The sequence below is a fragment of the Kribbella sandramycini genome, from assembly GCF_013131805.1.
Taxonomy (GTDB): domain Bacteria; phylum Actinomycetota; class Actinomycetes; order Propionibacteriales; family Kribbellaceae; genus Kribbella; species Kribbella sandramycini.
The window spans coordinates 92,653-108,512 of the sequence record NZ_JABJRC010000013.1; the positions used below are offsets into that span (position 1 = coordinate 92,653).

The 15,860-nt window shown below is 68.9% G+C and carries 20 protein-coding genes and 1 riboswitch; of the genes, 12 read left to right on the top strand and 8 right to left on the bottom strand.

Features of this window, described 5'->3' with window-relative positions:
* Positions 1–6: 6 nt before the first annotated feature.
* The 5 genes from HPO96_RS35440 to HPO96_RS35460 all read left to right on the top strand — a co-directional run bounded on the left by HPO96_RS35440 (position 7) and on the right by HPO96_RS35460 (position 4,432).
* Positions 7–1,236: a cation:proton antiporter gene (locus tag HPO96_RS35440; RefSeq protein WP_171678852.1), complete on the top strand. Its 1,230-nt coding sequence runs from the start codon at positions 7–9 to the stop codon at positions 1,234–1,236.
* A 66-nt stretch (positions 1,237–1,302) separates the two neighbouring features.
* Positions 1,303–1,447: riboswitch (SAM riboswitch) on the top strand.
* Between the two features lie 13 nt (positions 1,448–1,460).
* The gene (thrC, locus tag HPO96_RS35445) at positions 1,461–2,720 is read left to right on the top strand and encodes a threonine synthase (RefSeq protein WP_171678853.1); all 1,260 of its coding nucleotides are present in this window, start codon (positions 1,461–1,463) and stop codon (positions 2,718–2,720) included.
* On the top strand, positions 2,717–2,995 hold the full coding sequence (locus HPO96_RS35450; RefSeq protein ID WP_171678854.1) for a ubiquitin-like small modifier protein 1: 279 nt from the start codon (positions 2,717–2,719) through the stop codon (positions 2,993–2,995). Before thrC ends, HPO96_RS35450 begins: the two co-directional genes overlap by 4 nt.
* A gap of 55 nt (positions 2,996–3,050) precedes the next feature.
* Positions 3,051–3,431 (top strand): VOC family protein, encoded by a 381-nt coding sequence (locus tag HPO96_RS35455; protein WP_171678855.1) that lies wholly within the window; start codon positions 3,051–3,053, stop codon positions 3,429–3,431.
* 5 nt (positions 3,432–3,436) lie between these two features.
* A complete protein-coding gene (locus HPO96_RS35460) occupies positions 3,437–4,432 on the top strand; it encodes an alcohol dehydrogenase catalytic domain-containing protein (RefSeq protein ID WP_171678856.1) in 996 nt (331 codons plus the stop codon).
* On the opposite strand, the gene HPO96_RS35465 is transcribed toward HPO96_RS35460, so the two are convergent.
* On the bottom strand, positions 4,429–5,391 hold the full coding sequence (locus HPO96_RS35465) for an LLM class flavin-dependent oxidoreductase (RefSeq protein ID WP_171678857.1): 963 nt from the start codon (positions 5,389–5,391) through the stop codon (positions 4,429–4,431). The genes HPO96_RS35460 and HPO96_RS35465 overlap by 4 nt on opposite strands.
* A gap of 117 nt (positions 5,392–5,508) precedes the next feature.
* Between HPO96_RS35465 and HPO96_RS35470 the strand changes: the two genes are divergently transcribed.
* From HPO96_RS35470 to HPO96_RS35480, 3 genes are all read left to right on the top strand, one after another.
* A complete protein-coding gene (locus tag HPO96_RS35470) occupies positions 5,509–6,627 on the top strand; it encodes a mandelate racemase/muconate lactonizing enzyme family protein (RefSeq protein WP_171678858.1) in 1,119 nt (372 codons plus the stop codon).
* A gap of 8 nt (positions 6,628–6,635) precedes the next feature.
* Positions 6,636–7,583: a dihydrodipicolinate synthase family protein gene (locus HPO96_RS35475; protein ID WP_171678859.1), complete on the top strand. Its 948-nt coding sequence runs from the start codon at positions 6,636–6,638 to the stop codon at positions 7,581–7,583.
* A 256-nt stretch (positions 7,584–7,839) separates the two neighbouring features.
* Positions 7,840–9,057 carry a helix-turn-helix domain-containing protein gene (locus tag HPO96_RS35480; protein ID WP_171678860.1) on the top strand — a complete coding sequence of 406 codons (1,218 nt, stop codon included), beginning with the start codon at positions 7,840–7,842 and terminating at the stop codon, positions 9,055–9,057.
* A gap of 308 nt (positions 9,058–9,365) precedes the next feature.
* Here the strand turns inward: HPO96_RS35480 and HPO96_RS39995 are convergent, their stop codons facing one another.
* Genes HPO96_RS39995 through HPO96_RS35495 form a run of 4 tightly spaced genes read right to left on the bottom strand, consistent with a single transcriptional unit; the run spans position 9,366 to position 11,514 of the window.
* The gene (locus HPO96_RS39995) at positions 9,366–9,512 is read right to left on the bottom strand and encodes a VapC50 family PIN domain-containing toxin (protein ID WP_475422019.1); all 147 of its coding nucleotides are present in this window, start codon (positions 9,510–9,512) and stop codon (positions 9,366–9,368) included.
* On the bottom strand, positions 9,479–9,940 hold the full coding sequence (locus HPO96_RS35485) for a PIN domain-containing protein (protein ID WP_202886811.1): 462 nt from the start codon (positions 9,938–9,940) through the stop codon (positions 9,479–9,481). Before HPO96_RS35485 ends, HPO96_RS39995 begins: the two co-directional genes overlap by 34 nt.
* 13 nt (positions 9,941–9,953) lie before the next feature.
* Positions 9,954–10,487: a helix-turn-helix domain-containing protein gene (locus HPO96_RS35490; RefSeq protein ID WP_171678861.1), complete on the bottom strand. Its 534-nt coding sequence runs from the start codon at positions 10,485–10,487 to the stop codon at positions 9,954–9,956.
* Between the two features lie 58 nt (positions 10,488–10,545).
* Positions 10,546–11,514, bottom strand: coding sequence for a sigma-70 family RNA polymerase sigma factor (locus HPO96_RS35495; RefSeq protein WP_202886812.1), 969 nt, complete (start codon positions 11,512–11,514; stop codon positions 10,546–10,548).
* 76 nt (positions 11,515–11,590) lie between these two features.
* Between HPO96_RS35495 and HPO96_RS35500 the strand changes: the two genes are divergently transcribed.
* Together HPO96_RS35500 and HPO96_RS35505 are read left to right on the top strand one after the other, a co-directional pair.
* A complete protein-coding gene (locus tag HPO96_RS35500) occupies positions 11,591–12,418 on the top strand; it encodes a GNAT family N-acetyltransferase (RefSeq protein ID WP_171678863.1) in 828 nt (275 codons plus the stop codon).
* A gap of 90 nt (positions 12,419–12,508) precedes the next feature.
* Entirely contained in the window at positions 12,509–13,099 is a 591-nt protein-coding gene (locus tag HPO96_RS35505; protein WP_202886813.1) for a nitroreductase family protein, read from the top strand.
* On the opposite strand, the gene HPO96_RS35510 is transcribed toward HPO96_RS35505, so the two are convergent.
* Entirely contained in the window at positions 13,096–13,722 is a 627-nt protein-coding gene (locus tag HPO96_RS35510) for an N-acetyltransferase (RefSeq protein ID WP_171678864.1), read from the bottom strand. The two genes, HPO96_RS35505 and HPO96_RS35510, sit on opposite strands and share 4 nt — an antisense overlap.
* Before the next feature lie 97 nt (positions 13,723–13,819).
* Positions 13,820–14,728 (bottom strand): NADP-dependent oxidoreductase, encoded by a 909-nt coding sequence (locus tag HPO96_RS35515; RefSeq protein ID WP_171678865.1) that lies wholly within the window; start codon positions 14,726–14,728, stop codon positions 13,820–13,822.
* 87 nt (positions 14,729–14,815) lie between these two features.
* Between HPO96_RS35515 and HPO96_RS35520 the strand changes: the two genes are divergently transcribed.
* A complete protein-coding gene (locus HPO96_RS35520; RefSeq protein ID WP_171678866.1) occupies positions 14,816–15,187 on the top strand; it encodes a hypothetical protein in 372 nt (123 codons plus the stop codon).
* Here HPO96_RS35520 and HPO96_RS35525 read toward each other — a convergent pair.
* On the bottom strand, positions 15,184–15,738 hold the full coding sequence (locus tag HPO96_RS35525) for a carbohydrate ABC transporter permease (protein WP_238355863.1): 555 nt from the start codon (positions 15,736–15,738) through the stop codon (positions 15,184–15,186). The genes HPO96_RS35520 and HPO96_RS35525 overlap by 4 nt on opposite strands.
* A gap of 28 nt (positions 15,739–15,766) precedes the next feature.
* On the opposite strand from HPO96_RS35525, the gene HPO96_RS39810 reads away from it, so the two are divergent.
* On the top strand, positions 15,767–15,860 hold a 94-nt coding region (locus HPO96_RS39810), incomplete at its 3' end, for an IclR family transcriptional regulator domain-containing protein (protein WP_337796940.1).

Consider the following 15,860-nt stretch of genomic DNA (forward strand, 5'->3'; position numbering starts at 1 on the left):
CACTAGATGCCTGTGATCGACGGCGACGGGCTCTACCTCGTGGCAGGGCTCGCGCTCCTGCTCGGCGCTGTCCTGCCCCGGCTGCTGTCCCGGTACGCCGTCTCCGCACCGATCGCGTTCCTCGGTGGTGGCCTGCTGCTGGGGCTGGTCGTCGACCGAACGCACCTCAGTCCGTTGGCTGAGCCCGAGCTGACGAAGCACCTGGCCGAACTGACCGTCATCATCGCGCTGATGGGTGTTGGACTGGCCATCGACCGTCCGGTCAGCCTCCTGCAGTGGCGAGTGACCTGGCGGCTCCTCTTCGTTGCGATGCCTGCTGGGGTCGCAGCGCTGACCGGCGTCGGTTGGCTACTCGGTGTGGCCCCGGTGACCGCCCTGCTGATCGCAGCGGTGCTGGCGCCCACGGATCCGGTGCTGGCGTCCGACGTCCAGGTGGGTGGGCCGACGACCGGTGAAGACGCCGAGCTGGACGAAGAGGACGAAGTACGGTTCGCGCTGACGTCAGAGGCCGGGCTCAATGACGGTCTGGCTGCACCGCTGGTCTATCTGGCCGTTTTCCTCGCCACCAAGAGCTTCTCGCCGGTCGAGTGGGTCGCCTGGGACTTGCTGGGTAAAACCGCGATCGGCGTCGCAGTCGGCTTCGGAGCGGGCTGGCTGCTCGGGCGAATGACCTTCTCGGCACCAGCGCAGAGCCTCCGGCTAGCTGACTCCCGGGAGCCGGTTCTGGCGCTGGCCATGACGCTGGGGGTCTACGGGCTCACCGAGGTGCTGCACGGCTACGGATTCATCGCTGTCTTCGTGGCTGCACTCACACTGCGGTCGGCCGAGCGCAGCCACGACTTCCACAACCAGTTGCATGATTTCATCGGTCAGCTCGAGCACATCCTGACCTGGGGCATTCTGCTGCTGCTCGGCGTCGCAGTGACCGCTGGGCTGCTCGAACCGCTCGACTGGGCCGGTGTGCTGATCGGCGTCCTGCTCGTGGCCGTCGTCCGCCCGGTGATCGGGCGGCTCAGCCTGATCGGGACGGAGCTGAGCCGGACCGAGGCGTGGGCGACGGCGGCGTTCGGCGTCCGCGGGGTGTCGTCGATCTACTATCTCGCGGCGGTCGGCGCGAGCTTCGCCGCGGACCTGCCGTGGCTGTGGGCGACCCTGGGCTTCACGGTCGTTGTCAGCGTTGTCCTGCACGGTGTCGCCGCCACGCCGGTGATGCGGTTCCTGGAGCGCCGGAGCTGAGATACGGCGTCTCGGATGATGGGATCACAAGACACAATATGGACCCGATTGGGTAATCTCGAAGGCAGCTCATCCAGAGGGACTGAGGGAAACGGCCCGTTGAAGTCCCGGCAACCCTCCCCGTCGAGACCCCGCCCGGGGGCGACTCGCGGTGGAACGGTGCCAAATCCGTCCCGCCATCGAGATCCGGTGCCCGCGGGGAAGATGAGAGGGGAACCTCACTCATGAGCCAGGCCGCCACCCACACCATCCGTGAAGGTGCCTTCGGCAACGGTACGCACCTGAGCTGTCGCGCGTGTGGAGCCAAGTCGCCGCTCGGCCCGTTCTACGCCTGTATGGAGTGCTTCGGTCCGCTCGAGGTCGGGTACGAGTTCCCGACCATCACCCGTGAGCAGATCGAGGCCGGACCCAAGAACATCTGGCGCTACCAGCCGCTGCTCCCCGTCCCGGTCGACGTGGCGAGCTTCCCGAACACCGAGCCCGGCTACACCCGGCTCATCGACGCGCAGAACCTCGCCAAGGCCCTCGGCCTGAAGAAGCTCTGGGTGAAGGACGACTCCGGCAACCCGACCCACTCCTTCAAGGACCGGGTCGTGGCCAGTGCCCTGAGCGCCACCCGCGAGCTCGGCATGAAGGTCTTCGCCTGCCCCTCCACCGGCAACCTCGCGAACGCCGTCGCCGCGGCCGCCGCCCGCGCCGGGATCCGCTCGGTCGTCTTCGTCCCGAAGGACCTCGAGCGGCCCAAGATCATCACCACCGCCGTCTACGGCGGGACGCTGGTCGCCGTCGACGGCAACTACGACGACGTGAACAAGCTGGCCTCCGAGATCGCCGGTGAGGAGGAGGGCTGGGCGTTCGTCAACGTCAACGTCCGCCCCTACTACTCCGAGGGTTCCAAGACGCTGGCCTTCGAGATCGCCGAGCAGCTCGGCTGGCGGCTGCCGCAGCAGATCGTCGTGCCGGTCGCCTCCGGCTCGCAGCTGACCAAGATCGACAAGGGCTTCACCGAGCTCGGCAAACTCGGGCTCGTCGACGCCACCGACTACAAGGTGTACGGCGCGCAGGCCACCGGCTGCTCGCCGGTCGCCCAGGCGTTCCGCGACGGCCACGACGTCGTCAAGCCGGTCAAACCGGACACCATCGCCAAGTCGCTCGCGATCGGCAACCCGGCCGACGGGCCCTACGTGCTGGATGTCGCCCGCCGCACCAACGGCGTGATCGAGGACGTCTCGGACGACGAGGTCGTCGAGGGGATCCAGCTACTCGCCCGGACCGAGGGCATCTTCACCGAGACCGCTGGCGGGGTGACGGTCGCGACGCTGAAGAAGCTGGTCGAGACCGGGCAGCTCGACCCCGAGGCCGAGACGGTGATCATCAACTCCGGCGACGGGCTCAAGACGCTCGACGCCGTGGCCGACCGGGTCGGCCCGAAGGTGACCATCCCCGCGTCCTACGACGCCTTCGTGAAGGCAGGCCTGCAGTGAGTGTGAGCGTCCGCGTCCCGACCATCCTGCGTCCCTACACCCAGGGCGTCTCCGAGGTCTCCGCCGAGGGGGCCACGCTGACCGAGGTGCTCGACTCGCTCGACGCGTCGTACCCGGGGATCAAGAGCCGCGTGCTCGACGAGTCCGGTGAGCTGCGCCGCTTCGTGAACGTGTACGTCGACGACGACGACGTCCGCTTCGCCGAGGGCCTGCAGACCGCGATCAAGGACGGCGGACAGGTCTCGATCATCCCCGCGGTCGCCGGCGGCTGCTAGTTTTTCCGGTGGTTCCGGGCGTAGATCGTCCGGAACCACCGCTACCGTCGCCGGTATGGCGACGAAATGGACGATCGGCGCGGATGCCGCCGACCCGCAGCTGCTGTCCCGGTTCTGGGCGGCAGCGCTCGGCTATGTGCTCGAGCCGGGCTTCGACGAGCCCGACGGCTCCGGCATCATCGATCCGGACGGCGTCGGCCCGGCCATCGGCTGGCTGCGCGTACCGGAGGGCAAGACGGCCAAGAACCGGCTGCACCTGGACATCCGGGTTGCCGGCCTGGGGGAGCGCGATGCGGCCTCGGCCGAGCGCATGCGGACCAAGGCGGCTGAGCTGGTCGCTCTGGGCGCCACACAGGTCCGGGAGGAGTTCTACGGGCCGGAGCTCGGTCACATCGTCATGCTGGACCCGGAGGGTAACGAGTTCTGCGTAGGCTGACCGCCATGCGCGCAGTGGTGGTGACTGAGTACGGCGTACTGCCGGTGGTCCAGGAGGTTGCGGAGCCGGAGGTGGCGCCGGGGTCCGTCGTCCTGAAGGTCGAGGCGACCGGGTTGTGCCGGAGTGACTGGCACGGGTGGATGGGGCACGACTCCGACATCGTGTTGCCGCATGTCCCGGGGCACGAGCTGGCTGGGACGGTCGCTGCGGTCGGTGCTGGCGTCGACGGGTGGCAGGTCGGGGACCGGGTCACCACGCCGTTCATCTGCGCTTGTGGGACGTGCGAGCAGTGTCTGGCCGGCAATCAGCAGGTGTGTCCGAATCAGCTGCAGCCGGGGTTCAACTACTGGGGGTCGTTCGCGGAGTACGTTGCGATCCCGTTCGCGCAGGTGAACCTGGTCCGGCTGCCGGACGCGATGGACTTCGGTACGGCGGCCGGCCTCGGCTGTCGGTTCGCCACGTCGTTCCGTGCGGTCCGTCAGGTCGGGCAGGTACAGCCGGGGGAGACTGCGGTCGTTCTGGGGTGTGGTGGGGTCGGGCTGTCCGCTGTGATGATCGCTGCGGCGGCTGGTGCCCGTGTGATCGCAGTCGACACCAATCCGGCGGCTCTGGAGCTGGCGCGGCAGTACGGCGCTGCCGAGACGCTGACGGACGCCAGCGAGCTGCGTGGAGTGGACATCACGTTTGACGCGTTGGGATCGAACGAGCTGGTTCAGCAGGCGCTGCGGGCGTTGCGGCCACGTGGCCGGCACGTCCAGATCGGTCTGCTTCCGGACGGCGTCCAGCTCGATGTGGGTCGGCTCATCGGCCAGGAGCTGCAGTGGCTGGGCAGCCATGGGATGCCGGCCCACGCCTACCCGGAAATGCTGGAGCTGGTTGCTGCCGGCAACCTCAACCCGGCAGCGCTGATCACCCGGACCATCTCGCTCGACGAGACCCCCGCCGCCCTGGCCGCGCTGTCACACGGCACTCCGGCAGGTGTCACGGTCATCACCCCTTAAAGGTTCCCGAACGCCTCGATCGCCTTCAGGGCCTCGGACTGCGGCATCCCCGGCGGTTGGATGCGCAGGATGATCCCGTCGGCGCCCATGGCGTCGTAGTGGGCGATCCGGTCGGCGCACTCGGCCGGTGAGCCGATGACGCTCCGATCGGTGATGTCGTCCCAGCCCTGCGTGTAGCGGGCGGCGTCCGTCGATGTCCGCTTCCAGCCGGTGTAGGCGTCGTACAGGTCGCGCAGCGGCTCTTCGAGCGACTTGCGCGCGTCCTGGGAGGCGGGGGCGCAGAAACCCTCGCGGCAGAGGATGACCTCGTTGCCGAGCGTTCCGGCACCACGGGGGTAGGACTGGTACTCAGCGATCTTTTCGGGCAGGTCGGCGTCCAGTTCGTTGAAGGACGTCGTCCAGCCGTCACATGTCCGGGCGGTGCGTTCGAGGACGGCTGAGACGCGGCCGCCGTTCCAGAGCTTGGGGCGGGGTTTTTGCAGCGGACGCGGCGAGAGATAGGCGTCGTGCAGGCTGGTGAAGCGGCCCTCGTAGGTGACGGTCTCCTCCGTCCACAGCCGCGTCACGATGTCGATGCACTCCTCGAATCGGGCCACCCGCTCGCGCTGCCGGACGCCGTACAGCGCGAACTCCTCCGGGCGGTAGCCGAGGACGAAGCCGGCTGTGAGCCGCCCACCGGACAGGATGTCGAGGTGTGCGAGCGTCTCGGCCAAGACGACCGGCTGGTACAAAGGGGCCACGATGCCCGAGGTCGCGATCCCGATCCGGGACGTGTGGGCGGCCAGCCAGGTCAGCGAGGTGAGGATCTCGTGGTAGCCGGGGCGGTGCAGGTGCCGCTCACCGAGGACGATCCACTCGAATCCGGCCTGCTCGGCGAGCTGGGCCTGCTCGACGGCGTCGGCCAGCTGCGGCCGCTCGCCGGGGGCGCCGTACAGATTGAGATAGAGACCCAGCCGCATCAGGGTGCCACCTTCCGTTGACAGAGAGCACTCGGGGTATTTACGGTCTTGACCGTAAGTCCTTTTGCGTCGGAACGCGACCCCTAACCGTCACTTGGTGTCCTTAAGGAGCCGACCATGAGTGTTCTATCGCATCCGGTCGGCCTGCCGGCCGGTACCGGATCCGCCCCGATCAGCGCTGTCCGCACCCGGGTGGTCAGTGCGCCGTACCGGCGTCCGTTCCGGATCAGCAGCGGCGTCAGCAAGGACCTGATCAGCCTGGTCGTGGAGGTGCACACGGCGGACGGCGTGGTCGGGATCGGGGAGACGTCGCCGATGACGGCGTACACCGGGGAGACGCTGGCAGGCGTCACCGCAGCCATCGAGGAGCACCTCGCACCGGCCCTGATCGGCCGGGATCCGCTCGACCGGGCCGGCGCCCACCTGGTGATGGACGCCGTTCTGCGCGGGCAGTCCGTGGCCAAGAGCGGTCTCGACATCGCACTGCACGACCTGGCCGGCCGGCTGAGCGGCTGGCCGGTACATGCGCTGCTCGGCGGCAGCATTCGGGACCGTGTGCAGACCACGTGGGTAGTAGGGCTCGGTACGCTCGACGAGATGGCCGCGGAGGCGGCGGAGTACGCAGCGCGCGGTTTTCGGCACATCAAGGTCAAGGGCGGGCATGACCCGGCTCAGGACCTGGAGCTGATCCGTGCGGTTCGTTCCGCGCTGCCTGCGGATGCTGAGCTCTGTCTGGACGCCAACGAGGGGTACGACGCGACTGTCGCACTGCCGTACCTGGCGAAGATGAGTGCGGCCGGTATGACGCTGCTGGAGCAGCCGCTACCGCGCTGGGACCTGGCGGGCATGGTCCGGCTGCGGGAGCGGCTCGACGTCCGGCTGATGGCCGACGAGAGCATGCACTCACTGCACGACGCGCTGGAGATCGTACGGCGCGGTGCGGCCGACGTACTGAACATCAAGATCCTCAAGGTCGGTGGGCTGCACAGGGCGTTGCAGATCGCCCATGTGGCTGAGGCGGCTGGTCTGGCGGTCAAAATCGGGTCTATGCCTGAGCTGGGGGTCGCGACGCTCGCGGCCGTGCATCTGGCGGCCGCCGTACCCGGTGCGACCGTTGCGGCCGACCTGGTCGGTCCGTTGATGGTTCTGGCGGACCCGTTGGCCCCCACTGTGTTTGCCGACTGCAACGGCTGGATCGACGTACCCACCCGACCTGGCCTCGGCCACGACGTCTGAGAGGTCACATGCATCCCCTCGTCTCCCAACTGCGCGGCTCGGTGCTCCCAGCCGTCTTCACCCCGATGGACTCCGCCGGCGTGGTCGCGTACGACGCACTGACGGCGTACGCCGGGGCTATCGCCGCCCAGGACGTTGGTGGGATCGCCGTCTGGGCGCACACCGGTCGTGGGCTCTATCTGTCGGCCGCAGACCGGTCGAAGGTGCTGGAGACGTGGCGTGCGGCGACGGACCGGCCGATTGTTGCCGGTGTCGGCGTACCGCGGTCGGCGTCCGTCGATGGCCTGGGTGAGGCGATCGATCTGACTGTGGCGATGGCGCTGCAGGCTGCTGACGGCGGTGCGGACGCGGTGATGGTCTATCCGCTGGCAGCGCTGGGAGAACTGCCGGATGGGCACGCAAAGGCGGTAGAGCTCCACGAACGGGTCGCTGCGGAGAGTGGGCTGCCGTTGGTCGGGTTCTACTTGCACGGCGAGGCTGGTGGATACCCGTACTCGCCGGAGCTGATCCGGGACCTGCTGAGCCTGGATGCGATGCTCGGAGTCAAGACTGCGACGCTGGACCGGGCTATCGGGTGTCAGGACGCCATCTGGGCCGGGCGGGACAGCGGGAAGCTGCTGATCACCGGTGAGGACCGGATGTACGGTCCGTCGTTCATGTGGGGTGCTGACACGGCTCTGGTCGGGATCGCGGCTGCGCAGGTTGAGCTGTCGGTCGCCGTCCTGCGGGCTTGGTCTGCTGGCGATGCTGCCCAGTTCGTCGCCGCATCGGACCGGCTGGATCGCTTCGCCGCGGTGACGTTCTACGCGCCGATCGAGGGCTATGTGCAGCGGATGATCTGGGCCGCGGTGTGGGAGGGGCTGATCCCGGAGGAGGCGGCGTACGACCCGTACGGGCCGGCGTTACCCGCGGAACGTGACGCGGTCATCCGCTGCCTCGAGGAGCTCCACCAGTAGCTCCTCGAGGGCGGAAAAGTGGAGGAAGCGCAGCCAGTGCGGTGGCGCGCTCCCTCCGTCGCTCCACCACACCTCGTCCTCGGCCGACCGCCGCCCAGCAGGTGGCAGCTATTATGGTCTTGACCGAAACTAAGAGAGCTGGCGACGATCGTCAAGGGGTTACCCCACTCTGCGTTATCGTGCGCGTTGTGGGCCTGGCCGGAAGTCACCTAGGAGTGGCCGTGCGGATACACAGTGTTCTGGACGCGGTGCGCTGATGGCCGTCGTGGTCGGTGTCGTCGGTCCGGAGGACGTCGTCCAGCGGGTGATCGCGACCGGCCCCGCGAGCGGCGCGACGCTGCAGCCGCTGGCCTATCGGCATGAGAGCGAGACCGTTGCCGTCGTCTCGCAGTCCCGCGTCGACGCGTTGCTGTTCACCGGCGTCGTCCCGTACACGATCGCGACCGAGGCCGGCGTCGTCGATCGGCCCGCGATGTACGTCTCGTACGACGGCGCGACCTTGCTGCGGGCGCTGGTCGAGCTGCTGCGGCTGGGGCACAACGTCACGCAGTTCTCCATCGACACCCTGCGGCGCAGCGAAGTGCTGGAGACGCTGATCGAGGCGAAGCTGCCGACCGATCAGATCCAGGTGTTGCCGTACCGGCCGGGGCTCAACTCCGATGACATCGTCGCCTTCCATCGCGGCGCCCGCGCCAAGCACGACACCAAGATCGCGATCAGCTGCCTGGGGTCGGCGTTCCACCTGCTCGAGACCGAGATGCCGTCCGTCCGGCTCGTCCCGTCCCGCTACTCGATCCGCTCGACCCTGCAGGCGCTGGTGCTGACCACCAGCGGCCGGCACATCGGCGACGCCCAGGTCGCCCTCGGCGTCATCGACCTCCCCGAACCGGACGACGCCCTAGCCGCCGACCTCACCACCCTCGGCGGCAGCCTTGCCCTCCTCCCCGACGGCCGGCACCTCGTCGTCACCACCCGCGGCCTCCTCGAACAAGCCACCGAGCAGTTCACCCGGATGCCCCTCCTCGACCACCTCGCCGCCCGCCACAGCACGGCGTACGTCGGCTTCGGAGTCGGCCGCACCGCCGCCGAAGCCGAAGCCCTCGCCCGCCGCGCCGTCGGCCGCGCCGGCTCCATCGGCGCCGTCGCCGGCGTCGTCTCCATGTCCGACGACATCGAGATCGTCATCGAGCCCACCGGCGACCACGCCGCCGTCCCCCGCGGCGCCGAAAGCCTCCCCCTGCTCGCCCGCCGCGTCGGCCTCAACCCCCAAACCCTCTCCCGCATGCGCGAACTCACCGCCACCCGCCCCGACGGCCTCACCACCCAAGACGTCGCCGACCACCTCGCCGTCCAGCTCCGCACCGCCCGCCGAGTCCTCAAACGCCTCGAACGCGCCGGCCTCGCCGTCCCCACCGCCACCCAACAACACGGCCGCACCGGCCGCCCACCCACCATCTACGCCCTCAACCTCTAATCCCCGTACGCCGCCGCGCTCCCGCGCGGGTGTTGCGGGCTGTCGCCCGCGTGTTCCCCGCGTGCGCGCCGTGCGCTGCGCTCCCGTCCCGCCCGCTCCCCTCCCGCCCTGAGTCGTCGTCCCGGGCTGCCGCCCGGGAGCTGCCGGCTACCGCCGGGCTGCTGCGCTGCCGCGCATGATGGGGCTGTGGCGTCGCGAGTCGGCTCTGGTCGACGCGCTTTCGGGCCTGGTGCGCGGGCCGGATTGCTGGACGACAACGCCCGCACTCGGTGTGGTCGTCGGGGTGCAGACGCGGTAGTCGCGTCTGGTTAGCGGATCTCGTTGATCAGAGCGACGGCTTCGTGCATGGCGTACTTGTGCTGCAGTGTGGTGAGGAAGTCGGCTACGGAGACTGGTGGGTTTCTGCGTCTCTGGGTCAGTTTCAGTACGGCTTCGAGAGCGCTTTCGGGGGAGATGGCGACCGTGTTCGCGGCGAACTCGTTCGGGGGACGACCTCGATGCCTGGTGGCATCTGCTTCGGTGGGAAGTCCTTGAGGTTGGCCGTGACGATCGCGCCCGCGTGACCTGCTACGGCGGCTGCGACGACGTGTTCGTCGTCCGGATCGGGGAGGCCGAAGGTGCCTTCGTAGGGTTGCCAGTTCGGTACTTCGGCGTCGTCGAAGCTGGTGCGCATCTGTTCGATGAGGCGTGCGGCCTGCCGCTCGGCGTCGAGTTGGAGATAGCCGCGGTCGACGACGAGCTTCTCGATCTCGTGGTAGCGGAGCTCGTCGAGGATGGCGCTGCTCCACAGCGGGCGATAGAGATTCTCGACGGCGAGGCTCAGGAGGAAGTCTCGTTGCCGGCTGGGCCAGAGGACGCAGGTATCGAGGAGTGCGGCGAACACTCGTCGATAACTCTCAGTTGCCGGTGGAGTTGCGCCGTTGCTCGGCGAGTTGTTTCCGGATTCGCTTCAGGCGTTCGTTCAGCAGTGCGGGGTCGGTGTTCTCGTCGATGTCGACCGAGGTGTCGGCGATGGCCTGGTACTGCCGTTGCCGGCGGGTTTCGCGGTAGGCGAGGAGGTCGGCGAGCAGGATTTTGCGTCGATTGCCGATGCGTTCGCAGCGCAGCTCACCGGCGTCGATCAGCCGAACTACCGTTGGCCGGCTGACACCCAGGAGGTCTGCGGCCTGCTGGGTCGTCACCTTGGGCATGGTCGGTGAGATCGTGACGGCTTTGCCCGCGGTGAGCGCGGCGACAGCCTGGACGAGGACCTTGTGCAGTGACTCCGGGAGCTCGATCTGCTCGCCCTCGTCAGCGCCGACCAGTAGGTAGCGGGAGCGCAGTGAGTCGCCGCTCTTGCGGTGGTGTGCGTCGAGGAAACTCGCGACCGAGGCCAGTTGCTCGTGCTCGTCCGGCAGATACGTCTGCGATTCGAGTAGTTCAGCAGTCATTGCGCTCCCAATGAATGTTCCGAACATGCGTTCGTAACGTTCGAATATGGTTGCACAACTACGGGTGGACCGGCAAGGAGGTGGGGCGGGGGGTGTGGTGGAGGCGGAGGGTGGTTACGCGGTTGGCGGTTAGGTGGAGGGCCCAGAGGACGGCGGGTGGGCAGTGGTGTGGGTCTTCGGGTGGGTTGATGAGGTTGGCTTCCCAGAGGACTGTGGTGTGGCTGGCTACTACTGAGGTGAGTTGGTGGCGGACGCCGGCGGTGAGGTCGCGGTCCATGGCGGCGACCATGTCGTGGTAGCCGATGGTGTGGCGGCCGGTGGACCAGAAGGTTTCTACGGTGGGGCGCCAGGAGTTGGCGAGGACGGCGGCGAGTTGGCCGGTGTAGGGGGCTTCGAGGATGGCGAGGGCTTCTTCGCGGTGCTGGGCGGTGAGGGCGGCGATGCTGTCGTGGGGCTGGACGGCGGTGGCGAGGAGGGCTTCGGCGAGTTTCTTGCGGGCCTGGTTCAGGCGGCTGCGGATGGTGCCGACGGGGACACCGCAGAGGGTGGCGATGTCGTCGTAGGCCGTTACTTCGGTGAAGTAGCGCAGCATGACCGGGAGCTGGAGGGTGGGGGTGAGGTGGCCGATCGCGGTCCAGATCCAGTCGCGGTTGGCGTTGGCGTCGATCAGCTGGGCCGGGTCGGGGGCGGCGGGGAGGAAGACGCCGGGGTCGCTGACCGGGATCGCGGGCCGGCGTCGTAGTTGCATCCGGCAAACGTTGCGGACCAGCATGCGGAGCCAGGGGCCGACGGCGGCCGGGTCGCGGAGGGCGCCGATCTGGCGCAGCGCGATCAGGGCGGCTTCTTGGACGGCGTCCTCGGCGGCGGGCCGGTGGCCGTGGAAGGCGACGGCGACGGCGCGCATCGGGGCCTGGTGACGGCTGAGGAGGAGGCCGAGTTGCTCCACTTCGCCCAGTTGGGCGGCCCGGACCAGCTCGGCGTCGGTTGCCCGCTCGGACGCCGGATCGAGCGGGGGAGGGCTGGTCACGGGGCCAAAGTACCGGTCGCGAAAAAGAATCCTCAAGGCGATCGAACTCGGGCCGGGGCGCCCGCATCTTGTCCGTATGACCTCTGACATCGATCGAACCCGCCTGACGCAGCTGGCCGAGCAAAGTGAAGCCGAATTCATGTTCCAGTACGAGAGTGGGATGCCGGCTGCTGCCGCGGCGGCGCTCGGCGTCAACACGCACCGGCTCGAGGACGGCGTCGTACTGTCGATGCGCCACGATCCGACCGGCTACTGGAGCAAAGCGCTCGGCTTCAGCGTGGTCACCGAGGAGTTGGTCGGGGAGATTCTCGACATCTATCGCGCCGAGCAGGCGCCGGTGGCGGTGCTGCAGTTCGCGCCGGATCTCCTCCCGGACGACTGGGCGGAGATCGCCGCGAAACACGGTCTGACCGAGGGCGGCAAGATCGCCAAGCTCCTGTCGCCGCTCGACGAGATCGAGCCGGCGGCCGGCACGACCGATCTCCGGGTCGGGCCGGTCGAGCCGCGGGACGCCGACGCCTGGGGCCGGCTCGTCGTCGAAACTTTCGGGATGCCCGTCGACGGCGGTCTGGCCGCGATGCTGGGCGCGACCGTGACGCACCCGGGCTTCCGGGCCTTCGCCGCGTGGGACGGCGACCAACTGGTGGCCGGCGGCAACCTCTATCTGCACGAGTCGGTCGGTGTGGTGAACGCCGGCGCCACCGCGCCGACCCATCGCAATCGGGGTGCGCAGTCGGCGATCATCGCCGCCCGGCTCGACGCCGCCCGGGACGCCGGGTGCCGCTGGGTGGTCGCCGAGGCGGGGCAGCCGGCGCCGGGGGAGTCGAACCCGTCGCTCAACAACCTCGTCCGCGCCGGTCTGCAACCGCTCTACGCGCGCGCCAACTGGATCTGGCGCCCCTGAGCAAGGCACTTCGAAGTGCCTTCTTTTGCTGGGCCCCCGGGGTTCATAGCTTGGGTGCCATGCGCAACCGACCGAGAAGACGAGGCAACCTTGCATGACCCATGGGCTTTCGACGGCTGGACGCCGGACGAGCCGTATCACCCGCTTCCGGGCGAGCCCGTCCCGTACCAGCGGCACCATGCCGAGTCGCTGAGCCGGGCCGCGCAGTTCCGGGATCGGGCCGAGCAACGGCGTGCGGTCGGCCGGATGGCGGACGAGCCGGTGCCGGAGCAGGTGCTGCTCGACGCGATTGCCGCCGCGGCGACCGCGCCGACCGGGACGGCGCTGCCGTGGACGTTCGCGATCGTGACGGACCCCGGAGTACGGCGGGAGATCGCGGAGCGGGCCGAGGTCCACGGGGCTCCGCTGGTCGAAGCGCCGTACCTCCTGGTCGTCTTCCAGCGGCGCTACTTCGCCGACGAATCGGTCGGGATCGCGGTCGGCCTGTTGATGGCGGCCCTGTACGACGCCGGACTGGGCGCGGTCGTGCACCCGGTCTCGGTGATGACGACGCTCCTCGCCCGAATGCTCGGCCGGCCAACCAGCGAGGAGGCCTTCGCCGTCCTCTCGGTCGGATACCCCAAAGCCGAGACCAGAAAGGCCGACCTCGTCCCCCTGGACGAAATCCTGGTCCGGATCTAGAGCGGGAGCTTGTACATCCGCTCCTGCCCATAGGTCGTGAAGCCGAGGCGCTGCAGGATCGGAGAGCTCGTGGTGGTGCGGCCGTACGTCAGCGTCATCGTGGCAGCTCGATCCTGTGCCCAGGTGAGGCGGTCCTGGGCGGCGCGGTCGGCTTCGACGCGCGGTAGGAGGAGCTCGTCGTCCGCGATCGGGCCGCCGAAGACCTCCGCGCCGATCGCGTTGGCATCGCGGGCCACGTCCAGCGTCGTGCGCCAGCGGATGTCGAGGCCGGGGAGTTCGGGGGATTTGACGTCGGCCGGTAGCGGCATGGCGAGGAGGTCGCAGGCGTCGACCAGTACGGCGCCGCGGCTCAGCAGAGCGTCGGCCAGACCGTCCGGCGCGCTGATCTTGGCGTAGACGAAGAGCTCGGGCAGCTTGAACTCCCGAGCCCGGACGACGGCCTCCGTCAAAACCTCAGCAGCCGGGCGCGTCGTGCGTACCCAGGACAGTTGAAGCGGGTCAGCAGCCGGCTGCGGGAAGCGGACCAGCCGGTACTCCGCGGTTTCGACAACCGCCATCTCGTCCGCCGACAACACCCACGCGTCGCCGGCCGCCGCAACCGTCTCCCGCTCAAGCTGACCCATGCCGCCAGACGCTACCCGCCGATGCGTACCGACGAACGGGTAGTGGCGCAGTCAGCCCGCGGCGGCTGAGCGTGGGCGGGCGGCTGTCGGTCGACTATTACCCGTTGGTCGGGGCGATGGTGATGATGGTGCGGCCGCGGGTGGCGAAGGCGGCGGGGGCTTCGGCTAGGTCTGCGACGGTGGTGATCAAGGGGGTGAGGCGGCCGGATTGGAGGCGGGTGGCGAGTTCGGTGAGTTGGGGGCGGTTGGGTTCGACGACGAAGAAGATGTCGCGGCCGGACTGCGAGTGCACGGTGGGCGGGTCGGCGATCGTTACGAGGGTGCCGCCGGAGCGCAGGAACTGCAGCGACTGGTCGCGGACGGCGCCGCCGATCACGTCGAAGATGACGTCGACCTCGTCGTCCAGGTCCTCGTTCTCCAGGTCGATGAACTGGTGGACGCCGAGCTCCGCCGCGCGGCTCCGGTCGGCGGCGCGGCCGGTGCCGATGATGTGCGCGCCGACCTCCCGCGCCAGCTGGACGGCGACCGAGCCCACGGCTCCGCCGGCGCCGTGGATCAGCACGCTCTGTCCCGGCTGCAAGCGGCCGTGGTCGAACAGGCCCTGCCAGGCCGTCAGCCCGGAGATCGGTAGCGCGGCCGCAGTCACGTAGTCGATCGAGGCGGGGAGCGGGGCCAGGTTGCGGGCCTCGACGGCGACGTACTCCGCCAGCGTGCCGTCCCGCGTCCAGTCGGTCAGCCCGAACACTCGCTGCCCGACGGTCAACCCGGTCGTTCCGTAGCCCAGTTCGGCCACCACACCCGCGACCTCGTGCCCGGGGATACTCGGCGCCCGGTCCCGCCCGGCGCGGTCCGTCCATGTCCCCGGCCAGTCCAGCTCGCCGCGGGTGAAGCCGGCCGCATGTACGCGGACGACGACGTCGTTCTCGGCCGCATGCGGGTACGGCCGCTCGCCCACCGTCAGCCCGTCGACCCCGGCCTCGCGATCCCCAACAACGACAGCCCGCATGGCCCCGCTCCCGCCTGACGATTGGCCCCCGATCGCGCCGCCGGATTGGACCCTCCGAACGGGCTACCCCGAGCCTATGGTTGAACTATGAACGACATTACGGTACCCGACACCACGGCAGCCCGGGCGGCGCTGGAGGTGGCGACCGCTTACGAGTCTGGCGCACTGCTCAGCCACTCGCAGCGGGTCTACCGCTGGGCCGCCGCGCTCGTCGAGCACAACGGCATCGAGTACCTGATCTCCCGCGCGGCCGCCCTCGACATCGTCGGCCGGGACCACGACGTCCTGACCGCGGAGTGCCGCGCCGAGGTCCTCGCGCGGTACCCCCGCCTCGATCTCGCGACCGAGTTCCTCAGCTGCTTCCAGGCGCAGGCCGACCGCAAACCGACCAGCTCGGCCGGCCGCGCGATCGGCTCCGGCCTGGTCGGCCGGATCGTGCAGAACCCCTTGGACGCCTAGCTCTTCAGGCCGGACATGGCGATGCTGTCGGTCAGGTAGCGCTGGAGGAGGCCGAACACGAGGAGGCTGGGGACGACGGTGATGGTTGCGCCGGCCATGATCTGGTTGATCGGGACGGATTGGGTCTGCAGGGTGGCCAGGCCGACGGTCAGGGTCTGCATGTTGTTCGACTGGCCGATCACGAGCGGCCAGAGGAAGTCGTTCCAGTGCCAGAGGAAGACGAAGATGCCGAGGGTCGCCAGCGCCGGCCGGATCAGCGGCATCACGATCAGCGTGAAGATCTTCCACTCGGGGGCGCCGTCGATCTCGGCGGCCTCGAAGAGCTCGTCCGGGAGTTGGCTGATGAACTGGCGGAGCAGGAAGACTGCCTGGGAGTTGGCCAGCGTCGGGACGATCAGGCCCCAGTAGCTGTCCACCCAGTCCAGCCGGGAGACCAGGATGTACGACGGGATCAGCGTCGCCTGGAACGGGACCATCAGCGTGGCCAGGAAGGCCCAGAAGATCAGCTCGCGGCCGGGGAAGCGCTTCTTGGCGAAGGCGTAGCCGGCCATCACCGCGGCCCGCGCCGACGGCTACTCCCTGGTCGACCAAGAGCTCGAACTAGGCCTCCGCTCCATCGCCGTCCCCATCCACAACTCCCGCGGCCGCGTCATCGCCGCCCTCAACGTCTCCG

Bases quoted from the DNA above. Each gene is read 5' to 3' on its own strand.
- HPO96_RS35490 (WP_171678861.1), bottom strand. From the start codon at position 10,487: ATGACTGCTGAACTACTCGAATCGCAGACGTATCTGCCGGACGAGCAC.
- HPO96_RS35515 (WP_171678865.1), bottom strand. From the start codon at position 14,728: ATGCGGGCTGTCGTTGTTGGGGATCGCGAGGCCGGGGTCGACGGGCTG.
- HPO96_RS35440 (WP_171678852.1), top strand. From the start codon at position 7: ATGCCTGTGATCGACGGCGACGGGCTCTACCTCGTGGCAGGGCTCGCG.
- HPO96_RS35465 (WP_171678857.1), bottom strand. From the start codon at position 5,391: ATGCGGCTGGGTCTCTATCTCAATCTGTACGGCGCCCCCGGCGAGCGG.
- HPO96_RS35470 (WP_171678858.1), top strand. From the start codon at position 5,509: ATGAGTGTTCTATCGCATCCGGTCGGCCTGCCGGCCGGTACCGGATCC.
- HPO96_RS35525 (WP_238355863.1), bottom strand. From the start codon at position 15,738: ATGGCCGGCTACGCCTTCGCCAAGAAGCGCTTCCCCGGCCGCGAGCTG.
- HPO96_RS35480 (WP_171678860.1), top strand. From the start codon at position 7,840: ATGGCCGTCGTGGTCGGTGTCGTCGGTCCGGAGGACGTCGTCCAGCGG.
- HPO96_RS35510 (WP_171678864.1), bottom strand. From the start codon at position 13,722: ATGGGTCAGCTTGAGCGGGAGACGGTTGCGGCGGCCGGCGACGCGTGG.
- HPO96_RS35460 (WP_171678856.1), top strand. From the start codon at position 3,437: ATGCGCGCAGTGGTGGTGACTGAGTACGGCGTACTGCCGGTGGTCCAG.
- HPO96_RS35520 (WP_171678866.1), top strand. From the start codon at position 14,816: ATGAACGACATTACGGTACCCGACACCACGGCAGCCCGGGCGGCGCTG.
- HPO96_RS35455 (WP_171678855.1), top strand. From the start codon at position 3,051: ATGGCGACGAAATGGACGATCGGCGCGGATGCCGCCGACCCGCAGCTG.
- thrC (WP_171678853.1), top strand. From the start codon at position 1,461: ATGAGCCAGGCCGCCACCCACACCATCCGTGAAGGTGCCTTCGGCAAC.
- HPO96_RS35500 (WP_171678863.1), top strand. From the start codon at position 11,591: ATGACCTCTGACATCGATCGAACCCGCCTGACGCAGCTGGCCGAGCAA.
- HPO96_RS35475 (WP_171678859.1), top strand. From the start codon at position 6,636: ATGCATCCCCTCGTCTCCCAACTGCGCGGCTCGGTGCTCCCAGCCGTC.